This window comes from Shimia abyssi (genome assembly GCF_003014475.1).
GTDB lineage: Bacteria > Pseudomonadota > Alphaproteobacteria > Rhodobacterales > Rhodobacteraceae > Shimia > Shimia abyssi.
The window spans coordinates 94438-111795 of sequence record NZ_PYGJ01000004.1; the positions used below are offsets into that span (position 1 = coordinate 94438).

The following is a 17358-nucleotide window of genomic DNA, read 5'->3' on the forward strand; positions in this document are numbered from 1 at the left end:
ATGCAAAACGCATACTGGGAGGATATCATGAAACTAGTTGGTGCATTAGCTGCCAGCGTGGCCCTGTTCATCGGGTCCGCTGCATCGGCCAAAGACCTGAGCCTGTCATACTTCATGGGACCAAAACATCCGATGAATGGCGCGGTGTTCACGCCCTTTGCTGAGAAGCTGGCCGAAGTATCCGGCGGCGAAATGACTGTCACTCAGTTTGCTGGCGGCGCGTTGAATTCAGCCCCTCCCAAGCAATATTCCATCCTGCTTGACGGAGTTGCGGACGTGGCCTTTCACTTGCCGGGATACACGGCACAGTTGTTTCCGATTGCCACATCCGTGACCACGCCCAACATGTGCGACACCGCCGTGGATTGTACCGAAGCCATGTGGCGCGCTTATGACGTGATTGAGAACGAATTTGACGCCAAGATCCTGGCGCTTTGGGCAAACAGCCCGCAGGTTCTGTTCTCCAAGGATACAGCAATCCGCACGTTGGAAGACCTCGACGGGAAAATCGTGCGCGTAACGTCAGCGCAGGACATCCCGTTTACCGAAGCATTAGGCGCCTCGGCTGTGTCGCAACCGGTGAGCGTGATCAATCAAAACCTTGCGAATGGTGTGGTCGACGTGGTGTCCATAGACCCATCCGCCGCCCTGTCGTTCAAGTTGCATGAGCCGACCAACTACATCACTGTTGGCGTCCCGGGTGCAGGGTCTGCCTTTATTTTATTGATGAACAAGGGGGTCTATGGCGGTCTGTCCGATCAGGAAAAGGCGTGGGTCGACGAAGCGTCAGGCAAATGGCTGTCGATGCAGGGCGCAAAAGCTTATGACGCCATCGCTCAAAAAGCGCTGGATGTGTCTGCCAAAAATGGTGTGGACATTATCAATCTGTCCGATGAAGAGGCCGCGCGTTGGGATGCAGCTATTCAACCGGCAATGGACGCATGGATGGCATCTGAGGTTGGTCAGGGGCTTACTGGTGCGGACGTTACAAAGCTGATGCAGGGGAACTGAGCGTTCTCCGTATGACTGCGCACAAACTAAACAAGTTTGAAAACGCACTGGCCGCAATTGCATCTCTATTTGCGATTGCGGGCGGCTTGGCTTTGGTCGTTCTGGTCGCGATTACCGGCGTGTCGGTGTTTTATCGCTATGTTTTGCGCGCGCCCATTTTCGGGATCGAAGACCTCTCGACCATGTCTCTCACCGTGATTGTCGCTGCATCGGTTGCGTGGACCGCCATTCACAAAGGTCACGTATCGGTCAATATCATCACGATTTTTGCTGGGCGGGCTTTCACCCGGTTTACTGATGCCATCGGACGTTTGCTCGCCTTTGCCATGATGGCGTTCGCGTCTTACGCGCTTTTTGTTAAGGGCAGCTGCGGAATGCCTTGCGGTGCGATGACGTCAAATCTCGGCATTATTCACACACCTTTCTACTACGTGCTTGGTCTGGCCATGGGCTTTTTTGCGGCCCTGATCCTGACTCACTTGATCATCGGCTTGCTGCATTGGTCAGGCGATGATCCGAACGAGGTAGCCGACTGATGGATAGAGAAACAATCGCGGCGACCGGGTTCATCGCGCTGTTCGTCCTGCTATTCATCCGGGTACCTGTGGGCCTTGCCATGATGATCGCAGGAGGTTTGGGGATTTACCTCATCCGCCCTCCCGCCGCCATGCCGGTCATTGCGGGCGAAATATTTGGCGAGGCGTCGAACTATCCACTTACCATCCTGCCGTTGTTCATCCTGATGGGCAATTTGGCGGGGGTGTCGGGTATGAGCCGCGATCTCTACGATGCGGCACATAGCTGGTTTGGCCATCTCAAGGGAGGATTGGCCTCGGCCACTATTGTCGGCTGCGCCGGGTTCTCAGCACTCTCCGGCTCGTCGCTCGCAGCGGCCCTTACCATGGGCCGTGTCAGCCTGCCAGAGATGCAACGCTACAAATATCACGACGGCCTTGCCACAGGTGCGGTTGCAGCAGGTGGCACATTGGGCATCCTGATCCCGCCGTCAGCCGGGTTCGTAGTTTATGCCATTCTTACTGAAGAGAGCATTGGCCGTTTGTTCATGGCCGGTGTGTTGCCCGGTCTTCTGCTAACGGCGATGTTCATTATTGCGATCTGGCTCGTTGTAACGGCGACGCCCAGCAAAGCGCCCAGCGCCGCCGAGCGAGCGCCGCTTGGCATTCGCCTGCGCCAGCTTGGGCGGGCTGGATGGATCATCGGGATCATCCTGATAACAATTGGCGGCATTTACGCAGGAGTTTTCTCCGCGATTGAGGCCGCCGGGGTTGGTGCCATTCTGGCCTTTCTGGTCACAATTATGCGTCGCGCGCTGACTTGGACCAATATCAAGGATGTCACCTCATCCGCCCTCAAATCCACAGGCACGGTCTTTCTCATCTTGTTCGGCGCATTTGTGTTCAAAACCTTTGTTGGTTTCACCGGATTGCCGATCAAAATGACTGGCTGGGTCGAGGCTCAGGGTTTTAGCGGGATGCAGGTCGTGATTGCCATCCTGATCATGTTCATGGTGCTTGGCACTTTCCTCGAAGGATTTGCCATACTGGTTCTCGCCGTGCCGTTGGTTCAACCCATATTGGAGTCCCTTGGTGTCGACATGATCTGGTTTGGTGTTCTGATGGTGATCGTTTTGGAAATGGCTCTGATCTCGCCACCCGTCGGGATCAATGTATTTGTAGTCAAAGGGATTGCGCCAAATGTGCCGCTTGGTACGATTTTCCGCGGCATCTGGCCGTTCTGGTTTGCCATGGCCGCAGTGGTAATTTTGATCGTACTGTTCCCAAACATCGCACTGTTATTGCCCGACTCGATGTTTGGATAAGCGCCGCTTTATGCGGCGCTGTCCACCACATCGACGATGGCGTGTTCAAGGCTGTCCAAAGCGCCATCCAATTCTGCTTCGCTGGAGATAAAGGGCGGTGCCAGCATTACGTGATCCCCATGCCGACCATCCCGCGTGCCCGGCATCGGATAGCAGATCAACCCATTCGCAAAGGCGGCCTTTTTCAACCGCCCGGCAATGCCAAGCCCCGGATCGAACGGTCTTTTGCTGTCGCGATCCGCGACAAATTCCATGCCCCAGAACAGGCCGCGTCCCCGGATATTGCCGACATGCGGATGCTGGGCAAATCGGCGCCTGAGCTGAGTTTCCAAATAAACCCCACGCGCGCGCACTTGCGCAACCAGATCATTCTCCAGAATTTCCCGCACGACAGCCAAACCCGCCGCCGCCGCCACAGGATGGCCAAGATAGGTGTGTCCGTGCTGAAAAAATCCGGTACCATCTGCGATCCGGCCATAAATTTCACCTGTGCACAACATTGCACCAATTGGCTGGTATCCGGCCCCCAACCCCTTGGCGATGCAAAGTATATCCGGCGCAACGCCCTCAGCATCGCAAGCAAACAAATGCCCAGTGCGCCCCATGCCGCACATCACCTCGTCCAAAATCAAAAGTACGCCGTAGGTGTCGCAGATTTCTCGGATACGTTGATAATACCCCTCAACCGGTGGCACGGCGCCCAACGTGGCCCCGACCACAGGCTCAGCAATAAACGCCATGACACTGTCCGCACCCAACCGCAGGATTTCATCCTCTAGTTCTTGCGCAGCGCGCTGGCCATAATCAAAAAGCGTTTCGTCCTCCGCCCGTTCCGCATATTCATAACAGGGTGCAATATGGCTTACTTCGGTCAACAGCGGTGAGAACTGCGCGCGCCGCCACGCATTTCCCCCCGCCGCTAATGCGCCTAACGTGTTGCCATGATAACTCTGCCGCCGGGCGATCAGGTGCCGCCGCTGTGGCTCGCCATTTTCAAGATGGTATTGACGCGCCAGTTTGATTGCGCTTTCGACCGCCTCCGAGCCGCCCGAAACAAAATAAACCCGGTCCAGATCGCCCGGTGCGTGCTTGATCAAAAGATCGGCTAGTTCTTCTGCGGGTTCGGACGTGAAAAACCCAGTATGCGCAAAGGCCAACTGGTCGACCTGTGTCTTGATCGCTTCGGTAACGCGCGTGTTGGAATGCCCCAAACACGAAACCGCCGCCCCGCCAGAGCCGTCAAAATAGCGCTTGCCATCAGCATCAATCAGGAAACAACCATCCCCACCAACCGCGACGGGTTGCGTGGAATGACAATGGCGTGGAAAGACGTGGCTCATCCTTTGTTCCTTTTCAATGTTGTCACCAGCGCCGCGACTGAAGCGGCGTTGTTTGCGTGTTGATACCCGGTTGCGCTCACAAGGCTATTCTCAAATCCAACCCGCAGATTGCCACCTCTTCCGGCACCATCCACAAGACAGGCATGCTCTTGCGGACCAAAAGCGCATAGCATCCAATTTTTTGCGTTCGGCAACGCAACTAAAAACGGGTTCAAATCAGACGGCTTTGAAACCTGTCCCGCACTGTATCGCCCCAGAACAAACAAAACGCTGTCTTGCTTCGCAGGCACAGTTTCATCCGCCCACCATCGCTGCAACAGATCAATGTCGTCAGAGTCATAAAGGATATGCTGCACCTCACAGCCCATGTCAGCGCAGGTGGCATAGACCCGTGACGCCAGTTCTGGATCGCGTGCAATCTCACGTACCGAAACAGACGCCCAGTTTGGCGCGACCTCGTTTAAACAAGTCAATTGTTGCGCGACCGAATAGATTCCCACGGCTTCGGTCGTGATCTGCAATCGCATATTTGGCACCGCTCGTGCGACTTCTGTCATTGCCTCTCGATACCGCCCAGAATCGAGTGAATGCGCCCCGTCATCATCGCGCACGTGAAGATGCAACGCGTCCGCCCCCGCCGCAAAACACGCCTTGGCCGTTTCTGCGATCTCGTCAGGTGTAACAGGTAAGGCCGGATGGTCCGCTTTGCTACGCCGCGCCCCGTTTGGGGCGACCATGATTAGCGGCTTACACAAGGCTCATCGCTCCCGTTTTCATACGGCTTCCATCCGGATCAAACAGCGGACCAACCACGACGGTAGCATCATAAAAAACCCGCGCAATATCGACCTGCACCCGCGCTCCGTGCGCGACTGTTCCATGATGATGCGCCAGCGCCACCGGTTTTCCGACACGATAGCCGAATGCGCAGGACGTTGTTTGACCGATGATTTTGCCATCCAGATAGATAGGCTCATGCCCCAAAGGCACAGCCGCTTCGTCGTCCAGTACCAGCGAAATCACTTGTGATTTCGCACCCTCCTCGCGCCGCTCGGCCAAAGCTTCGGCTCCAATAAAGCCACCTTTCTTCCGCGTTGCAAAATCAAGACCAACTTCAATGGGTGAGACGTCACTGTCCAGCTCATGCCCCATAGCGCAGAACCCTTTTTCAATCCGCATGGAGCTTTGTGCAAACATCCCCGCGGGCACAGCCCCTGCCGCCGTCAGCGCGGCGTAAATCGCTGCGGCATTCTCGGACTTCATGGTAATTTCCCACCCGGCCTCGCCAACATAAGACATCCGTGCCGCGCGCACGTGTTTGCCCGCAATATGTGCAGGACCAACCTTGAAATACCCCAGTTCGTTCAATTCCGGCGCGCCGCAATCCGCAACAATCCGCGCGGCCTCTGGTCCCATCAGACCAAGTACCGCGTAATCCTCTGTGCTATCCGTGAGATTTACATCAAACCCGTCTGCGTGGCTTTGGAACCATGCCAGATCGCGCTTGATCGCAGCGGTTCCGACAAAAAGGCGATAGTGATCCTGTGCAATGCGTTGAGCGGTAATGTCACTCTCGAACGTGCCCCGTGCGTTCAAGACCGCTGAGTAAATCACCGAGCCGGGCGCACGCGCCATGTGACCCGCGCAGGTATGCAACAGGAAAGCCTCGGCATCTGGTCCATTCACTTCGATCTTGCCAAAAGATGACGCATCAAAAATTGCTGCGGCCTCATGCGCTGCCTTGACTTCGCGCGCGACATTCTCGAACCAGTCGGGCCTTTCAAACGTCATTTTCGGCTCAGCGGTTTTGCCAAAATAGAGAGGTCGCTCCCATCCGTAAAACTGGCCCATGTGTGCACCTGCGGTCCGGTATTCGCAATCGAGTGGCAAAACGCGCAAGTTACGGGCAGTTTTGAGCTGTTTTCCGGGATACGCAATGTCGTAATGCGTCCCCAATATTTCGGGTGCACGTGCCATAAGGTGGTCGAGCGAATTGAACACAGGCGCGAACCGCTTGGCGTCTGCTTCACCCAAATCATATGCTGTGTGACCGTGCACAATGGCATGGGCCAAATTCATACCTGCACCGCCGCCCGACGCCAACCCAACCGAATTCATGCCACACCCAAGGAACAGCCCCTTGGTCTCGGCGGTCTCGCCCAACATGAACGTGCCATCCGGCGTGAAACTCTCCGGGCCGTTCAACAGCATCTTAACCTCTGCCGTCTCCAGCGCGGGCAAACGATGTAATGCCAGCTCCATCATTGGTTCAAAGTGGTCCCAATCCTCGCCCAACAGGCCAAATTCAAACCCTTTGTCCAGCACACCCGGCTTGATCGGCTTGCCCATCGGCTCGAAACACCCCACCAGCAAGCCGCCGGAATCATCGCGAATATAAAGATGGCTGTCATGATCGCTCAGTGTTGGCGTATTGCCAACTATGCCATCAATCGGTTTGGTCAACAGATAGAAATGTTCACACGCCAGCGCGGGCACTTCGGCCCCGGCCATCGCCCCTGCCTCTCGCGACCACAAACCGGTGCACAAGGCTATGGCATCGCACATGACCGTACCTTGGGTGGTTTCAACGCCCGTTATTCGACCGTTTTCTGACAAAATCCCGGTAACACCTGTTCGCTCAAAAATCTTCGCGCCCAGCCCTTTGGCCCCTTTAACAAGCGCAGCACAAACATCCGAAGGTGACACACGCCCATCGTCTGGCGACCAGACCGCCCCCAAAACGTCATTGGCATTCATCAACGGCCAACGTTCCTTGGCCTCCCCTGCCGAAATCGACGCCACCTCGATACCATAAGCATGCGCCAACGCCTCCTGGCGCTTCACATGGGTCAACCGATCTGGAGTTGTTGCAATCGATAGGCTGCCTTTCTGGATCCATCCAACCGATTGCCCGGTCTCGGCTTCTAGCTGAGCATAAAGGTCAACCGAATACTGGATCATCCGCGTCAGGTTACGCGAGTGACGCAATGCGCGCACCTGCGCGGCTGAATGCCAGGTTGTTCCCGACGTTAGCGCATTTCGCTCCAGCAAAATGGCGTCGCTCACTCCCATTTTTGCCAAATGATAGAGCGTCGAACATCCCATGATACCGCCGCCGATGACGACAACAGATGCGTGAGAGGGCAGAGTGTTAGGCATGGCTTTTTCCTGAGTGGGCCTTGATGACCAGGGCCGCTGACTGAGTTTTAGATCATGTCGGAATTACAAAATCAGTCAACGGTACGGAAAAATAACGTATGTTATTTAGATAACACGCCGGAAACAGGACGATTCGCCATGGACCCCACGTTGAAAACCAAAACGATTTCAACGCTCAAGACCATCTTGCCGGACTTGTCACCTCGTTTGAGGACAGTTGCCAAGTACATCGTCGACCACCCGTCAGACTTTGGGCTGGACCCAATCCGCGAGACAGCCCGCAAGTGCGGGGTCAGCACTTATACCCTTGTGCGCATGGCAGAGCGCATCGGTTTCGAAAGCTACGATGAGATGCGCGAACCCTTTCGCCACGCCTTGGTTTCGGCCACAGCGTTGGTCGAACAGCCCGAATGGATCGAGAACCTTCAGCAAAAGGGCGATATGGGCAATGTGCTGGCCGAAGCCGGTATGAACACCATGGCCATCGTGCAGCGATCGTTGGAACGACAGACACCCGAACAGATGGAGCGTGTCGCCGAAATGTTACTGGGAGCGAATACGGTATTCTTGACCGCAGTGCGCGCCAGCTATGCGATGGCCTATTACTTTCATTACGTAGGGCGTATGGCCTTGCCATCGTTGCAGTTAATTCCTCGCCACATGAATAGCGCAATCGATGAGCTAAATTATGCAAGCGAGCACGACGTCATGATCGCCATCAGCTTTACGCCCTATTCCCGAGAGACTATCGAGGCCTGCAAGTTCGCGCTTGAGAAAGGTGTGAAACTGATCATGATTTCTGACAGCGATGTGATTTCTCCGGATTTTACTGCCGACGAAACGCTGATTGCCTCGGTAATTTCGTCACATCATTTTGGCTGTTACGCAGGGGCAATGTCGGTGATCGAAAATTTGCTGGCATTGCTCGTCAAGCTGGGCGGAACGGAGGCAAAGGATCGAATCACGTCTTACGAGAACCTTCGAAAGGACAACAACGCTTACTGGATCGCTCAAAAAAAACATTAGTTTTAAGGTGACAGGAGAAAAAACTTTCGCAACCTTACTACACGGAATAAAGAGCGCGCTCGGCGTCGACGATTCTATTTGGGAGAATAAAATGAACATGAAAACAACAATCTATGGCTTTACAGCTGCGGTTACGATGGGGCTTTCGGGCGCCGCGATGGCGGCTGATCAGCAATTTGTAACCATCGGCACCGGTGGTGTAACCGGTGTGTATTACCCAACAGGCGGCGCGATCTGCCGTCTGGTGAACAAAGGTCGCAAAGAGCACGGCATTCGCTGTTCGGTCGAATCCACAGGTGGTTCGGTCTACAACACACGCACCATTCGTCAGGGCGAACTGGACTTTGGCGTGGTCCAATCTGATGTGCAATCTGCAGCCGTTTCCGGGTCAGGCAAGTTTGCCGATGACGGGGCATTTCCCGAATTGCGCGCACTCTTCTCGGTCCACCCCGAGCCGATGCACCTGATGGCACGCGCCGACAGCGGCATCGCGTCCACCGCAGACCTCAAGGGCAAGCGCGTGAACATCGCGAACCCCGGCTCGGGCACACGCGTATTGGCGGAAACTCTGATGCAGTATGAAGGCCTGACAGCGGATGATTTCGCGCTTGCGGCAGAGCTTAAATCCTCAGAACAATCCGCCGCACTTTGCGATGGCAAGATTGACGCCACCATCTGGGCCGCAGGCCTGCCGAACGGCTCCAGCCAAGAGGCGACATCGTCCTGCGACGTCAAACTGATCCCACTGGCCGGTGCTGGTATCGACAAACTGCTCTCGGACAACAGCGCTTATGCAGCCGCCACCATCCCCGGTGGCATGTATCCGGGCAACGCTGACGACATCCCTTCATGGGGTCCCAAAGCAACCTTTGTGACTTCGGCAGACGTATCTGACGAAGTTGTCTACGCGGTTGTGTCGGCTGTGTTCGAGAACTTTGATGACTTCAAGAAGCTGCACCCAGCTTTTGGTCGTCTGGTCGAAAGCGAAATGATTGTTGACGGTCTGACCGCAGAACTGCACCCCGGCGCCCTGAAGTATTATCAGGAACGCGGCTGGAAATAATCGCATGTGCGATTGAAATGATGTCCCCCCGGCGTTGCAAGCAGCGCCGGGGGGCGCTTGTTTAAAAACAATAAGATTACGGGGACACCATGGCACAAGTTCAGGAAAATGACGCGCCAGACAGCAGCTTGGAAGATTTTGTAGCTGACAGCGACACGGGCGGACGCCAGCCCAAAGACGCTTTTGGCCGTGCCGCTCTTTGGTATATTCCGCTGGTCTGGTCGCTCTATCAGCTCTGGATCGCCTCTCCCCTGCCCTTTATCCTTCGGGTTGGTGTGTGGAACGACACCCAAACCCGCGCCATTCACCTCGGTTTCGCCGTCCTGCTCGCTTTCATCGCTTTCCCTGGGCTGAAGGGCAGCCCGCGCCACAAAATTCCAATTGGCACTTGGGCGCTGGCGATTGTCGGTGCGTTGGCATCATCCTATCTGTTCTATGCCTATGACGGCGTCGCAAATCGCTCAGGCGCGCCCAACACGACCGACGTTGTGGTGGCACTGGTCGGTATAATCCTCCTCATGGAGGCCGCGCGCCGCTCGCTTGGTTTCCCGCTTATGGGCGTTGCCCTGTTCTTCCTCGCCTATGTATTCTTTGGCTCATGGTCCGGTCTGCCCGAAGTCGTGCAGTGGAAAGGCGCGTCGCTGAACAAGGCGATGAGCCATATGTGGCTGACCACAGAGGGTGTGTTCGGTGTCGCCCTTGGCGTCTCGTCCGGCTTTGTATTCCTATTTGTTTTGTTCGGCGCGTTGCTCAATCAGGCGGGCGCAGGGAACTACTTCCTGAAACTTGCATTTGCTGCCCTCGGTCATTTGCGTGGCGGCCCAGCCAAAGCGGCCGTAATTGCCTCAGCTGCGACCGGCCTGATATCCGGCTCCTCGATTGCCAATGTGGTTACCACCGGTACTTTTACTATTCCATTGATGAAGCGGGTAGGATTCCCGGCGACCAAAGCAGGCGCGGTTGAGGTTTCCTCGTCAATCAACGGTGTTCTCACGCCACCGGTCATGGGGGCCGTGGCCTTTCTCATGACCGAATATGTTGGCATTTCTTACGTTGAGGTTGTGAAAACCGCGATCGTTCCCGCTGCGATTTCTTATGTCGCCTTGGTCTATATCGTGCACCTCGAAGCGCTTAAGATGAACATGCCCGGCACCAGCCGCATGCACCCGGTCAAGTTCATGCTTGGCGCGATCTTCATCATCGCAATCTCGATTGTGATCGCCGGAGGAACGCTGTTCCTCTGTGGCTTTATTGTAGACACATTGCAATCGGCTGTTGGTGGGGCGTCTACCTGGATTATCGTGTTGGTCATGGCGATTGCCTATATCGCCGCCGTGCGATTTGCCGCCAAAGGCCCAGACCTTGAAATGAGCCTCGAGAGCATGGAGCACCTGCCTCCGACGCGTGAGATTTTCAAGACTGGCATTCACTATCTGATGCCGATCCTGCTGTTGATGTACCTGCTGATGATTGAACGCAAATCGCCAGGTCTCTCGGCATTCTGGTCGACCATGGCTATGCTGGTGATCCTTGCCACACAAAATCCACTGAAGGCGTTTTTTCGCGGTCAGTCCGACGTAATGGAACAGCTCAAAGCCGGTTTTGCCGACATTGCCGAAGGCCTGATTGTCGGCGCGCGCAACATGATTGGCCTTGCGGCTGCAATGGGTGTAGCTGGGATCATCGTGGGCGCGGTTACGCTGACCGGCATTGGTCAGGTGATGGCTGAGTTTGTCGAGTTCCTCTCAGGCGGCAATCTCTTGGCAATGCTGTTCTTTGTCGCTCTGATCTCGATCATCCTTGGTATGGGTTTGCCGACCACGGCCAACTATATCGTTGTCAGCTCGCTGATGGCAGGTGTGGTCGTTGAATTGGGGGCGCAGAACGGCCTGATCGTGCCGCTCGTAGCAGTACACATGTTTGTTTTCTACTTCGGGATCATGGCGGACGTAACGCCACCCGTTGGCCTCGCCAGTTTCGCCGCCGCCGCGATCTCCAAAGGCGACCCACTGCGAACGGGTTTTCAGGCGTTCTTCTACTCGATCCGGACCGCGCTTTTGCCGTTCCTGTTCATCTTCAACACAGACCTGCTGTTGATCGATGTCGGCCCCTACCGTGCGGTCTTTATCTTCATCGTCGCACTGATTGCCATGCTGCTCTTTGCGGCCGGAACGATGAACTATTTTATGGTCAAGTCGAAGATATGGGAGAGCATCATCCTGCTCCTTGTTGCGTTCACCTTGTTCCAGCCCGGTTTCTTCCTTGATCGCTTGCAGCCAGAGTTTGAAACGGTTGCCGGGGCCGAGATTTTTGATCGCGCCCAGGCTGCGCCAGACAATGCATCCTTGCGTGTCCGACTGGTCGGAGAGAACCTCAATGGCGACATGGTTGACGCTCGGTACTTGCTACCGCTAGGCGAGAGTGGCGCGGATGGCACTGGACGCCTTTTTGATGGTGCAGGCATCGAATTCCGCGAGGAAGACGGCAAACTATTTGTCGACAACCTCAACTTCGGCGGCCCGTCGGAACAGCTTGGAATCGATTTCGACTGGGAACTGGTCGAACTGGAAATCCCTGCAGACCGGATGCCCAAAGAAATCTTCTACATTCCGGCTCTCCTGCTCTTGGGATTTGTCTATCTGCTGCAAATGGGCCGCAAGCGCAAACAAACAGAAGGAGCGCCCGCATGACTGACCACGTCCTCTGTGCAGTCGACCTTACGCATCTCAAAACCGAAAAAAACTTACTCTTACGAGCCGCAGAACTGGCCACATTTTATAATGCATCGCTTAGCGTGGTCACGGTTGTCCCAGACTATGGGATGACCATTGTCGGTTCGTATTTCAAGGAAGGGACGATGAGCTCCGCCGTGGAGGCGGCCAACACACAGCTCCATGATTTTGTCTCGCAAACCTTGCCAGATCATGGACCAGTACAACATATTGTAGAAGTCGGAACGGCTTACGAGAAAATCCTCGACGCTATCGAGCGTTCCAAAGCCGACCTCGTCGTACTGGGAGCGCACAAACCAAATATTATGGATAAGCTGCAAGGCCCAAACTCTGCTCGAGTCGCGCGTCATGCGCATTGTTCAGTATTGGTTGTCCGCTGACAAATTTGGAAAACAAGGTTCGCTTGCAAGCAAACAAACACTTGGTACCCGCGGCCGGATTCGAACCGGCACGGCCTCATCGGCCTAGGGATTTTAAGTCCCCTGTGTCTACCATTCCACCACGCGGGCACTCGTTAACGTCACTCAATAAGTGCGCGACTTTATACATTCAAGGTCATGTGTAAAGCGCCGAAATGCTACAATTCCTGACCGGATTTGTGTCGATTTGCGGGGGATTTTACCAAATCCCGTTCCGGCAACCATGGGTTTAGCTCAAGCGCCTGCGCAAGGGCATCTTGCGCCGCCGCATCCTGCCCTAAACCAATAAGAGTAAGCGCGCGCCCGGAAAGCGCGCCGACGTGCTTTGGCGAAAGCTGTATCGCCTTTTCCAGATCCGGCAAGGCACCCGAGAAGTTCTGGTTGAGGAAATTTACAAAAGCCCGTTGATTGTACCCCTCAGCATAGTCAGGACAATACGCAACCAAACGATCAAAATCCTCACGAGCCCCCAAAAGATCCCATGCCGCGCGTTTACTCATGCCACTGTCGAGCATTTCCTGCGCGGTGTCGTCGGGCGCATCAGTCCAATATGACCACATCTTATCTGATAAGATTTGCGCTGTCGCCGGATCCGAGGCAACTTGTATCTCTGCGATCAAAGCTTCCAAGGCACCAGAATGGTCCGGTGCTGCTGGGCACGCCAAGGCGCCAACAGGCAAAACAAATGCCAACGCTACTCCAAGTGTTTTCATTCCAATAGCGTGTCACTTTACTACGATAGAACCAACTCACATCTCTGCGAGGCCGGTGTCCTTGACTGCTTCCATCGCCACATATGTCGAGGTGCTAGCCACGTGCGGCAAGGCGGATATCTTTTCCCCCAAAACCGCTCGATAGGTTGCCATACTGCTGGTTCGAACCTTCAAGAGATAGTCGAAGTGGCTTGCGATCATGTGGGCCTGCTCGATCTCGGGCACCTTGGACACCGCGACATTAAACGCTCTCAAGGCCGCTTCTCTGGTGTCGGCTAGTTTGACTTCAACAAATGCCACATGATCCAGCCCTAATCGCACCGGATCAAGCAACGCACGGTATCCGGTGATCACCCCGGCCGTTTCAAGCCGTCGCAACCGGGCTTGAGTTGGGCTTTTTGATAACCCTACCTGTTTGGCGAGGTCAGTCACAGACACGCGTCCGTCCGTCGCCAGAACTTCAAGAATCTTACGATCTAAATTGTCGAGAGCGACCTGACCGTTCTGCACCGTAGTTCCCCCTTTTTCAGTCTTTTTGACCTCGGATTCAGCCAACTTCAGGCCAATCGCCTTTGATTCACCCCCTATAATGACTAAAAGCAACGGAGTTCGCCATGTCCATTTCCCAATCGCGTGCGCTGATCGATACATCGACATACTGTGACGAAGCCACCCTGGTCTCTCGACTTGTCCAGCAAGCCGCGCTGTCATCCGCTGATCGCGTCCGCATCTGCGCGCAGGCAGGCGATCTTGTGCGCGCCATCAGGGATGAATCTGCGCCCGGAGTGATGGAAGTTTTCCTCGCTGAATATGGCCTGTCCACCGACGAAGGTATTGCTCTGATGTGCCTGGCCGAGGCGCTGTTACGCGTGCCGGACGCTGAGACGATTGATGCCTTGATCGAAGACAAGATTGCGCCGTCCGATTGGGGCAAACACCTCGGTGCCTCGGCCTCCTCATTGGTTAACGCCTCAACTTGGGCGCTGATGCTGACGGGCAAAGTGCTGGACGAACAAGAACCCGGCCTGCTTGGGAGCTTGCGGGGGGCTGTAAAACGGCTGGGCGAACCGGTGATCCGCACCGCCGTAGGGCGCGCAATGAAGGAGATGGGCCGCCAGTTCGTACTAGGCGAAGACATCAACGCGGCCTTGGACCGCGCAGCAAATATGGAGGAAAAAGGGTACACCTATTCATACGATATGCTGGGCGAAGCCGCAAAAACAGACGCAGACGCCATGCGTTATCACCTGTCTTACAGCCGCGCCATTACCGCTATCGCCTCGGCTTGTACGCATGACGACATTCGCGAAAACCCTGGCATCTCGGTCAAGCTGTCCGCACTGCATCCGCGATACGAAGTCGCACAACGTCACCGCGTGATAGAGCAGCTTGTACCGCGACTGCGATCGTTGGCTCTCTTGGCAAAATCGGCGGGCATGGGTCTGAACATCGACGCCGAAGAAGCGGATCGTCTCTCGCTGTCCATCGACGTGATTGAAACAGTGATGTCTGAACCCGCACTTGCGGGGTGGAACGGTTTCGGGATCGTCGTTCAGGCCTACGGGAAACGCGCCGGCGCGACGTTGGACACCCTTTACGAAATGGCCAACAAATTGGATCGCAAGATCATGGTACGACTGGTCAAAGGCGCCTATTGGGACACCGAAATCAAGCGCGCCCAAGTTTTAGGGGTGGACGGGTTTCCAGTGTTCACCACCAAGCCAGCCACCGACATTTCTTACATCGCCAATGCGCGCAAGCTTTTGGGCATGACAGACCGAATTTACCCTCAATTCGCCACGCACAACGCCCATACTGTGGCCGCTATCCTCGATATGGCACAGGATACTGCCGCATTCGAATTCCAGCGCCTGCACGGCATGGGCGAGGCGCTGCATGATATTGTTCTCAAATCACAAAACACCCGTTGCCGGATCTATGCGCCGGTCGGTGCACACCGCGATTTGCTAGCCTACTTGGTGCGGCGGCTTCTTGAAAATGGCGCCAACAGCTCTTTTGTGAACCAGATCGTAGACCAAGATGTGCCCCCTGAGGAGGTAGCGCGCGACCCGTTTGAAGCGTTCAAAGATCCCGTTGAATCATTGCCCACCGGCCCAGAGCTTTTTGAACCAGAACGCCCAAACTCTGTTGGCTTCGATCTTACTGATTTACCAACACTAGAACGGCTCGACGCGGCGCGTGCACCGTTTCGTAATGCCCTGTGGCACGCTACCCCGTTGATCGCAGGCAAAGCGCGTCCGGAAACCGCTCAGCCCGTAGACAATCCATTTCTGCCAAAGGATTCCCCGGGAACCGTCGCCCAAGCCAGCGCTGCCGATATCGAGGCCGCCCTGTCCGCTGCAACGCCTTGGGAGGCGTCTTCTCAAGACCGTGGCAATGTCCTTGCACGGGCTGCCGATCTTTTTGAAGCCAACTATGGAGAGTTCTTTGCGCTATTGACCCGCGAGGCAGGGAAGACACCGTTGGACGCTGTCGCCGAACTGCGCGAAGCCGTTGATTTCTTGCGTTATTACGGCGCGAACGCTCCAAGCATCACACCGGCGGGTGTATTCACATGCATCAGCCCGTGGAACTTCCCGCTCGCAATCTTTTCCGGTCAGGTTTCCGCGGCACTCGCCGCTGGTAATGCGGTACTTGCCAAACCTGCTGACCAAACTCCTCTGATCGCGCATCGCGCCGTCGAACTGATGCACGAGGCGGGCGTTCCATTCACTGCTCTTCAACTATTACCCGGAGCCGGTACGACAGTTGGCGCCGCGCTGACTTCAGATGCGCGGATCAATGGTGTTGCCTTTACAGGCTCGACCGCGACGGCAAAACGCATTCGTACCGCCATGGCCGATCACCTTGCCCCCGGCGCGCCCCTTATCGCGGAGACAGGCGGGCTAAACGCCATGATCGTTGACTCAACTGCCTTGCCGGAGCAGGCCGTCACAGCCATTATCGAAAGCGCGTTTCAATCCGCCGGTCAACGGTGTTCGGCATTGCGCTGTCTTTACGTGCAAGAAGACATCGCTGACGGGCTGCTTGATATGTTGCAAGGTGCCATGAAAGAGTTAACGCTTGATGACCCGTGGGAGCTAAGCACCGATTGCGGCCCGGTTATTGACCAAAAAGCGCAGTCCGGCATTGCCGGCCATATCGCGATCGCACAGGCCGAAGGCCGTGTTTTGTATCAGCTGACAACGCCACAATCTGGCACGTTCATTGCACCCACGCTGATCCGCGTGAAAGGCATTGCAGATTTGGAGCAAGAAATTTTTGGTCCCGTTCTACATGTCGCCACCTTCAAGGCCAACGAGTTGGACGCGGTGATCGACGCGATCAACGATACTGGATATGGGCTGACCTTTGGCCTCCAGACGCGAATTGATGATCGGGTTCAACATGTCTCGGACCGGGTCCATGCGGGCAATATCTATGTGAACCGCAACCAGATTGGCGCCATAGTGGGATGCCAACCTTTCGGTGGCGAAGGTCTTTCCGGTACTGGCCCCAAGGCAGGCGGGCCAAACTATCTTGCACGCTTTAGCGCTACAGCGTCTCAAACCAGCAGCGCGTGGAGCGCGAAAATGCCGCTGGATCAACTCAAGAATGCGCTCAGGACCTGCGGGCCGGGTGATCCGATTATCACGACCACCCTGCCCGGTCCTACTGGCGAATCCAACCGACTGAGCACCTATGCCCGTCCGCCCATCCTATGCCTCGGGCCCGGCGCAGGCGCGGCACAGGCGCAGGCCAATGCCGTCACAAAGATGGGAGGCCGCGCGGTGGTTGCTACAGGACATGTGCCGGAAGAATCTCTCACAGATCTGGCTGGCATTGCCGGTGTGATCTGGTGGGGCGAGGCATCACAAGCTCGGCTGTATGAGCAGGCCCTCGCCAAACGCGTCGGCCCAATTCTACAGCTGATCACGGGGGTGCCAGACGTTGCGCGGGTGCGCGGTGAACGCCACGTATGCGTCGACACAACCGCTGCCGGAGGTAACGCCGCATTGCTGAGCGGGGCGGCTTGACCTCCGGCTCCATAGCGG

The 17358-nt window shown here is 55.8% G+C and carries 13 protein-coding genes and 1 tRNA gene; 8 read left to right on the forward strand and 6 right to left on the reverse strand.

Going from position 1 to position 17358, the window contains the following annotated elements; translation table 11 throughout:
* Positions 1–27 precede the first annotated feature (27 nt).
* The 3 genes from CLV88_RS09005 to CLV88_RS09015 are packed head-to-tail and all read left to right on the forward strand — an operon-like array spanning position 28 to position 2851.
* Positions 28–1011 (forward strand): TRAP transporter substrate-binding protein, encoded by a 984-nt coding sequence (locus CLV88_RS09005; RefSeq protein WP_165798845.1) that lies wholly within the window; start codon positions 28–30, stop codon positions 1009–1011.
* An 11-nt stretch (positions 1012–1022) separates the two neighbouring features.
* Positions 1023–1547 carry a TRAP transporter small permease gene (locus CLV88_RS09010; RefSeq protein ID WP_106608063.1) on the forward strand — a complete coding sequence of 175 codons (525 nt, stop codon included), beginning with the start codon at positions 1023–1025 and terminating at the stop codon, positions 1545–1547.
* Entirely contained in the window at positions 1547–2851 is a 1305-nt protein-coding gene (locus CLV88_RS09015) for a TRAP transporter large permease (protein ID WP_106608064.1), read from the forward strand. Before CLV88_RS09010 ends, CLV88_RS09015 begins: the two co-directional genes overlap by 1 nt.
* Before the next feature lie 8 nt (positions 2852–2859).
* Here the strand turns inward: CLV88_RS09015 and CLV88_RS09020 are convergent, their stop codons facing one another.
* From CLV88_RS09020 to CLV88_RS09030, 3 genes are read right to left on the reverse strand one after another with little or no spacing between them, the layout of a single operon-like run.
* Positions 2860–4191, reverse strand: a complete 1332-nt coding sequence (locus tag CLV88_RS09020; protein WP_106608065.1) for an aspartate aminotransferase family protein — start codon at positions 4189–4191, stop codon at positions 2860–2862.
* Positions 4188–4946 (reverse strand): beta-keto acid cleavage family enzyme, encoded by a 759-nt coding sequence (locus tag CLV88_RS09025; protein ID WP_243403615.1) that lies wholly within the window; start codon positions 4944–4946, stop codon positions 4188–4190. The genes CLV88_RS09020 and CLV88_RS09025 overlap by 4 nt, the downstream gene beginning before the upstream one ends.
* Positions 4939–7350 (reverse strand): GcvT family protein, encoded by a 2412-nt coding sequence (locus CLV88_RS09030; RefSeq protein ID WP_106608067.1) that lies wholly within the window; start codon positions 7348–7350, stop codon positions 4939–4941. The genes CLV88_RS09025 and CLV88_RS09030 overlap by 8 nt, the downstream gene beginning before the upstream one ends.
* Positions 7351–7488: 138 nt before the next feature.
* Between CLV88_RS09030 and CLV88_RS09035 the strand changes: the two genes are divergently transcribed.
* From CLV88_RS09035 to CLV88_RS09050, 4 genes are all read left to right on the forward strand, one after another.
* Complete coding sequence (locus tag CLV88_RS09035) at positions 7489–8376, forward strand: MurR/RpiR family transcriptional regulator (protein WP_106608068.1); 888 nt, start codon at positions 7489–7491, stop codon at positions 8374–8376.
* 91 nt (positions 8377–8467) lie between these two features.
* Entirely contained in the window at positions 8468–9439 is a 972-nt protein-coding gene (locus CLV88_RS09040) for a TAXI family TRAP transporter solute-binding subunit (RefSeq protein WP_106608069.1), read from the forward strand.
* 89 nt (positions 9440–9528) lie between these two features.
* On the forward strand, positions 9529–12129 hold the full coding sequence (locus CLV88_RS09045; RefSeq protein WP_106608070.1) for a TRAP transporter permease: 2601 nt from the start codon (positions 9529–9531) through the stop codon (positions 12127–12129).
* The gene (locus CLV88_RS09050; protein WP_106608071.1) at positions 12126–12551 is read left to right on the forward strand and encodes a universal stress protein; all 426 of its coding nucleotides are present in this window, start codon (positions 12126–12128) and stop codon (positions 12549–12551) included. Before CLV88_RS09045 ends, CLV88_RS09050 begins: the two co-directional genes overlap by 4 nt.
* Before the next feature lie 42 nt (positions 12552–12593).
* Here CLV88_RS09050 and CLV88_RS09055 read toward each other — a convergent pair.
* The 3 genes from CLV88_RS09055 to CLV88_RS09065 all read right to left on the reverse strand — a co-directional run bounded on the left by CLV88_RS09055 (position 12594) and on the right by CLV88_RS09065 (position 13813).
* Positions 12594–12680, reverse strand: a tRNA-Leu gene (locus CLV88_RS09055).
* Positions 12681–12748: 68 nt separating this feature from the next.
* Positions 12749–13303 carry a tetratricopeptide repeat protein gene (locus tag CLV88_RS09060; RefSeq protein ID WP_106608072.1) on the reverse strand — a complete coding sequence of 185 codons (555 nt, stop codon included), beginning with the start codon at positions 13301–13303 and terminating at the stop codon, positions 12749–12751.
* 36 nt (positions 13304–13339) lie between these two features.
* Complete coding sequence (locus tag CLV88_RS09065; protein ID WP_243403616.1) at positions 13340–13813, reverse strand: Lrp/AsnC family transcriptional regulator; 474 nt, start codon at positions 13811–13813, stop codon at positions 13340–13342.
* A gap of 104 nt (positions 13814–13917) precedes the next feature.
* On the opposite strand from CLV88_RS09065, the gene putA reads away from it, so the two are divergent.
* Positions 13918–17340 (forward strand): bifunctional proline dehydrogenase/L-glutamate gamma-semialdehyde dehydrogenase PutA, encoded by a 3423-nt coding sequence (putA, locus tag CLV88_RS09070; protein WP_106608074.1) that lies wholly within the window; start codon positions 13918–13920, stop codon positions 17338–17340.
* Positions 17341–17358: the final 18 nt, after the last annotated feature.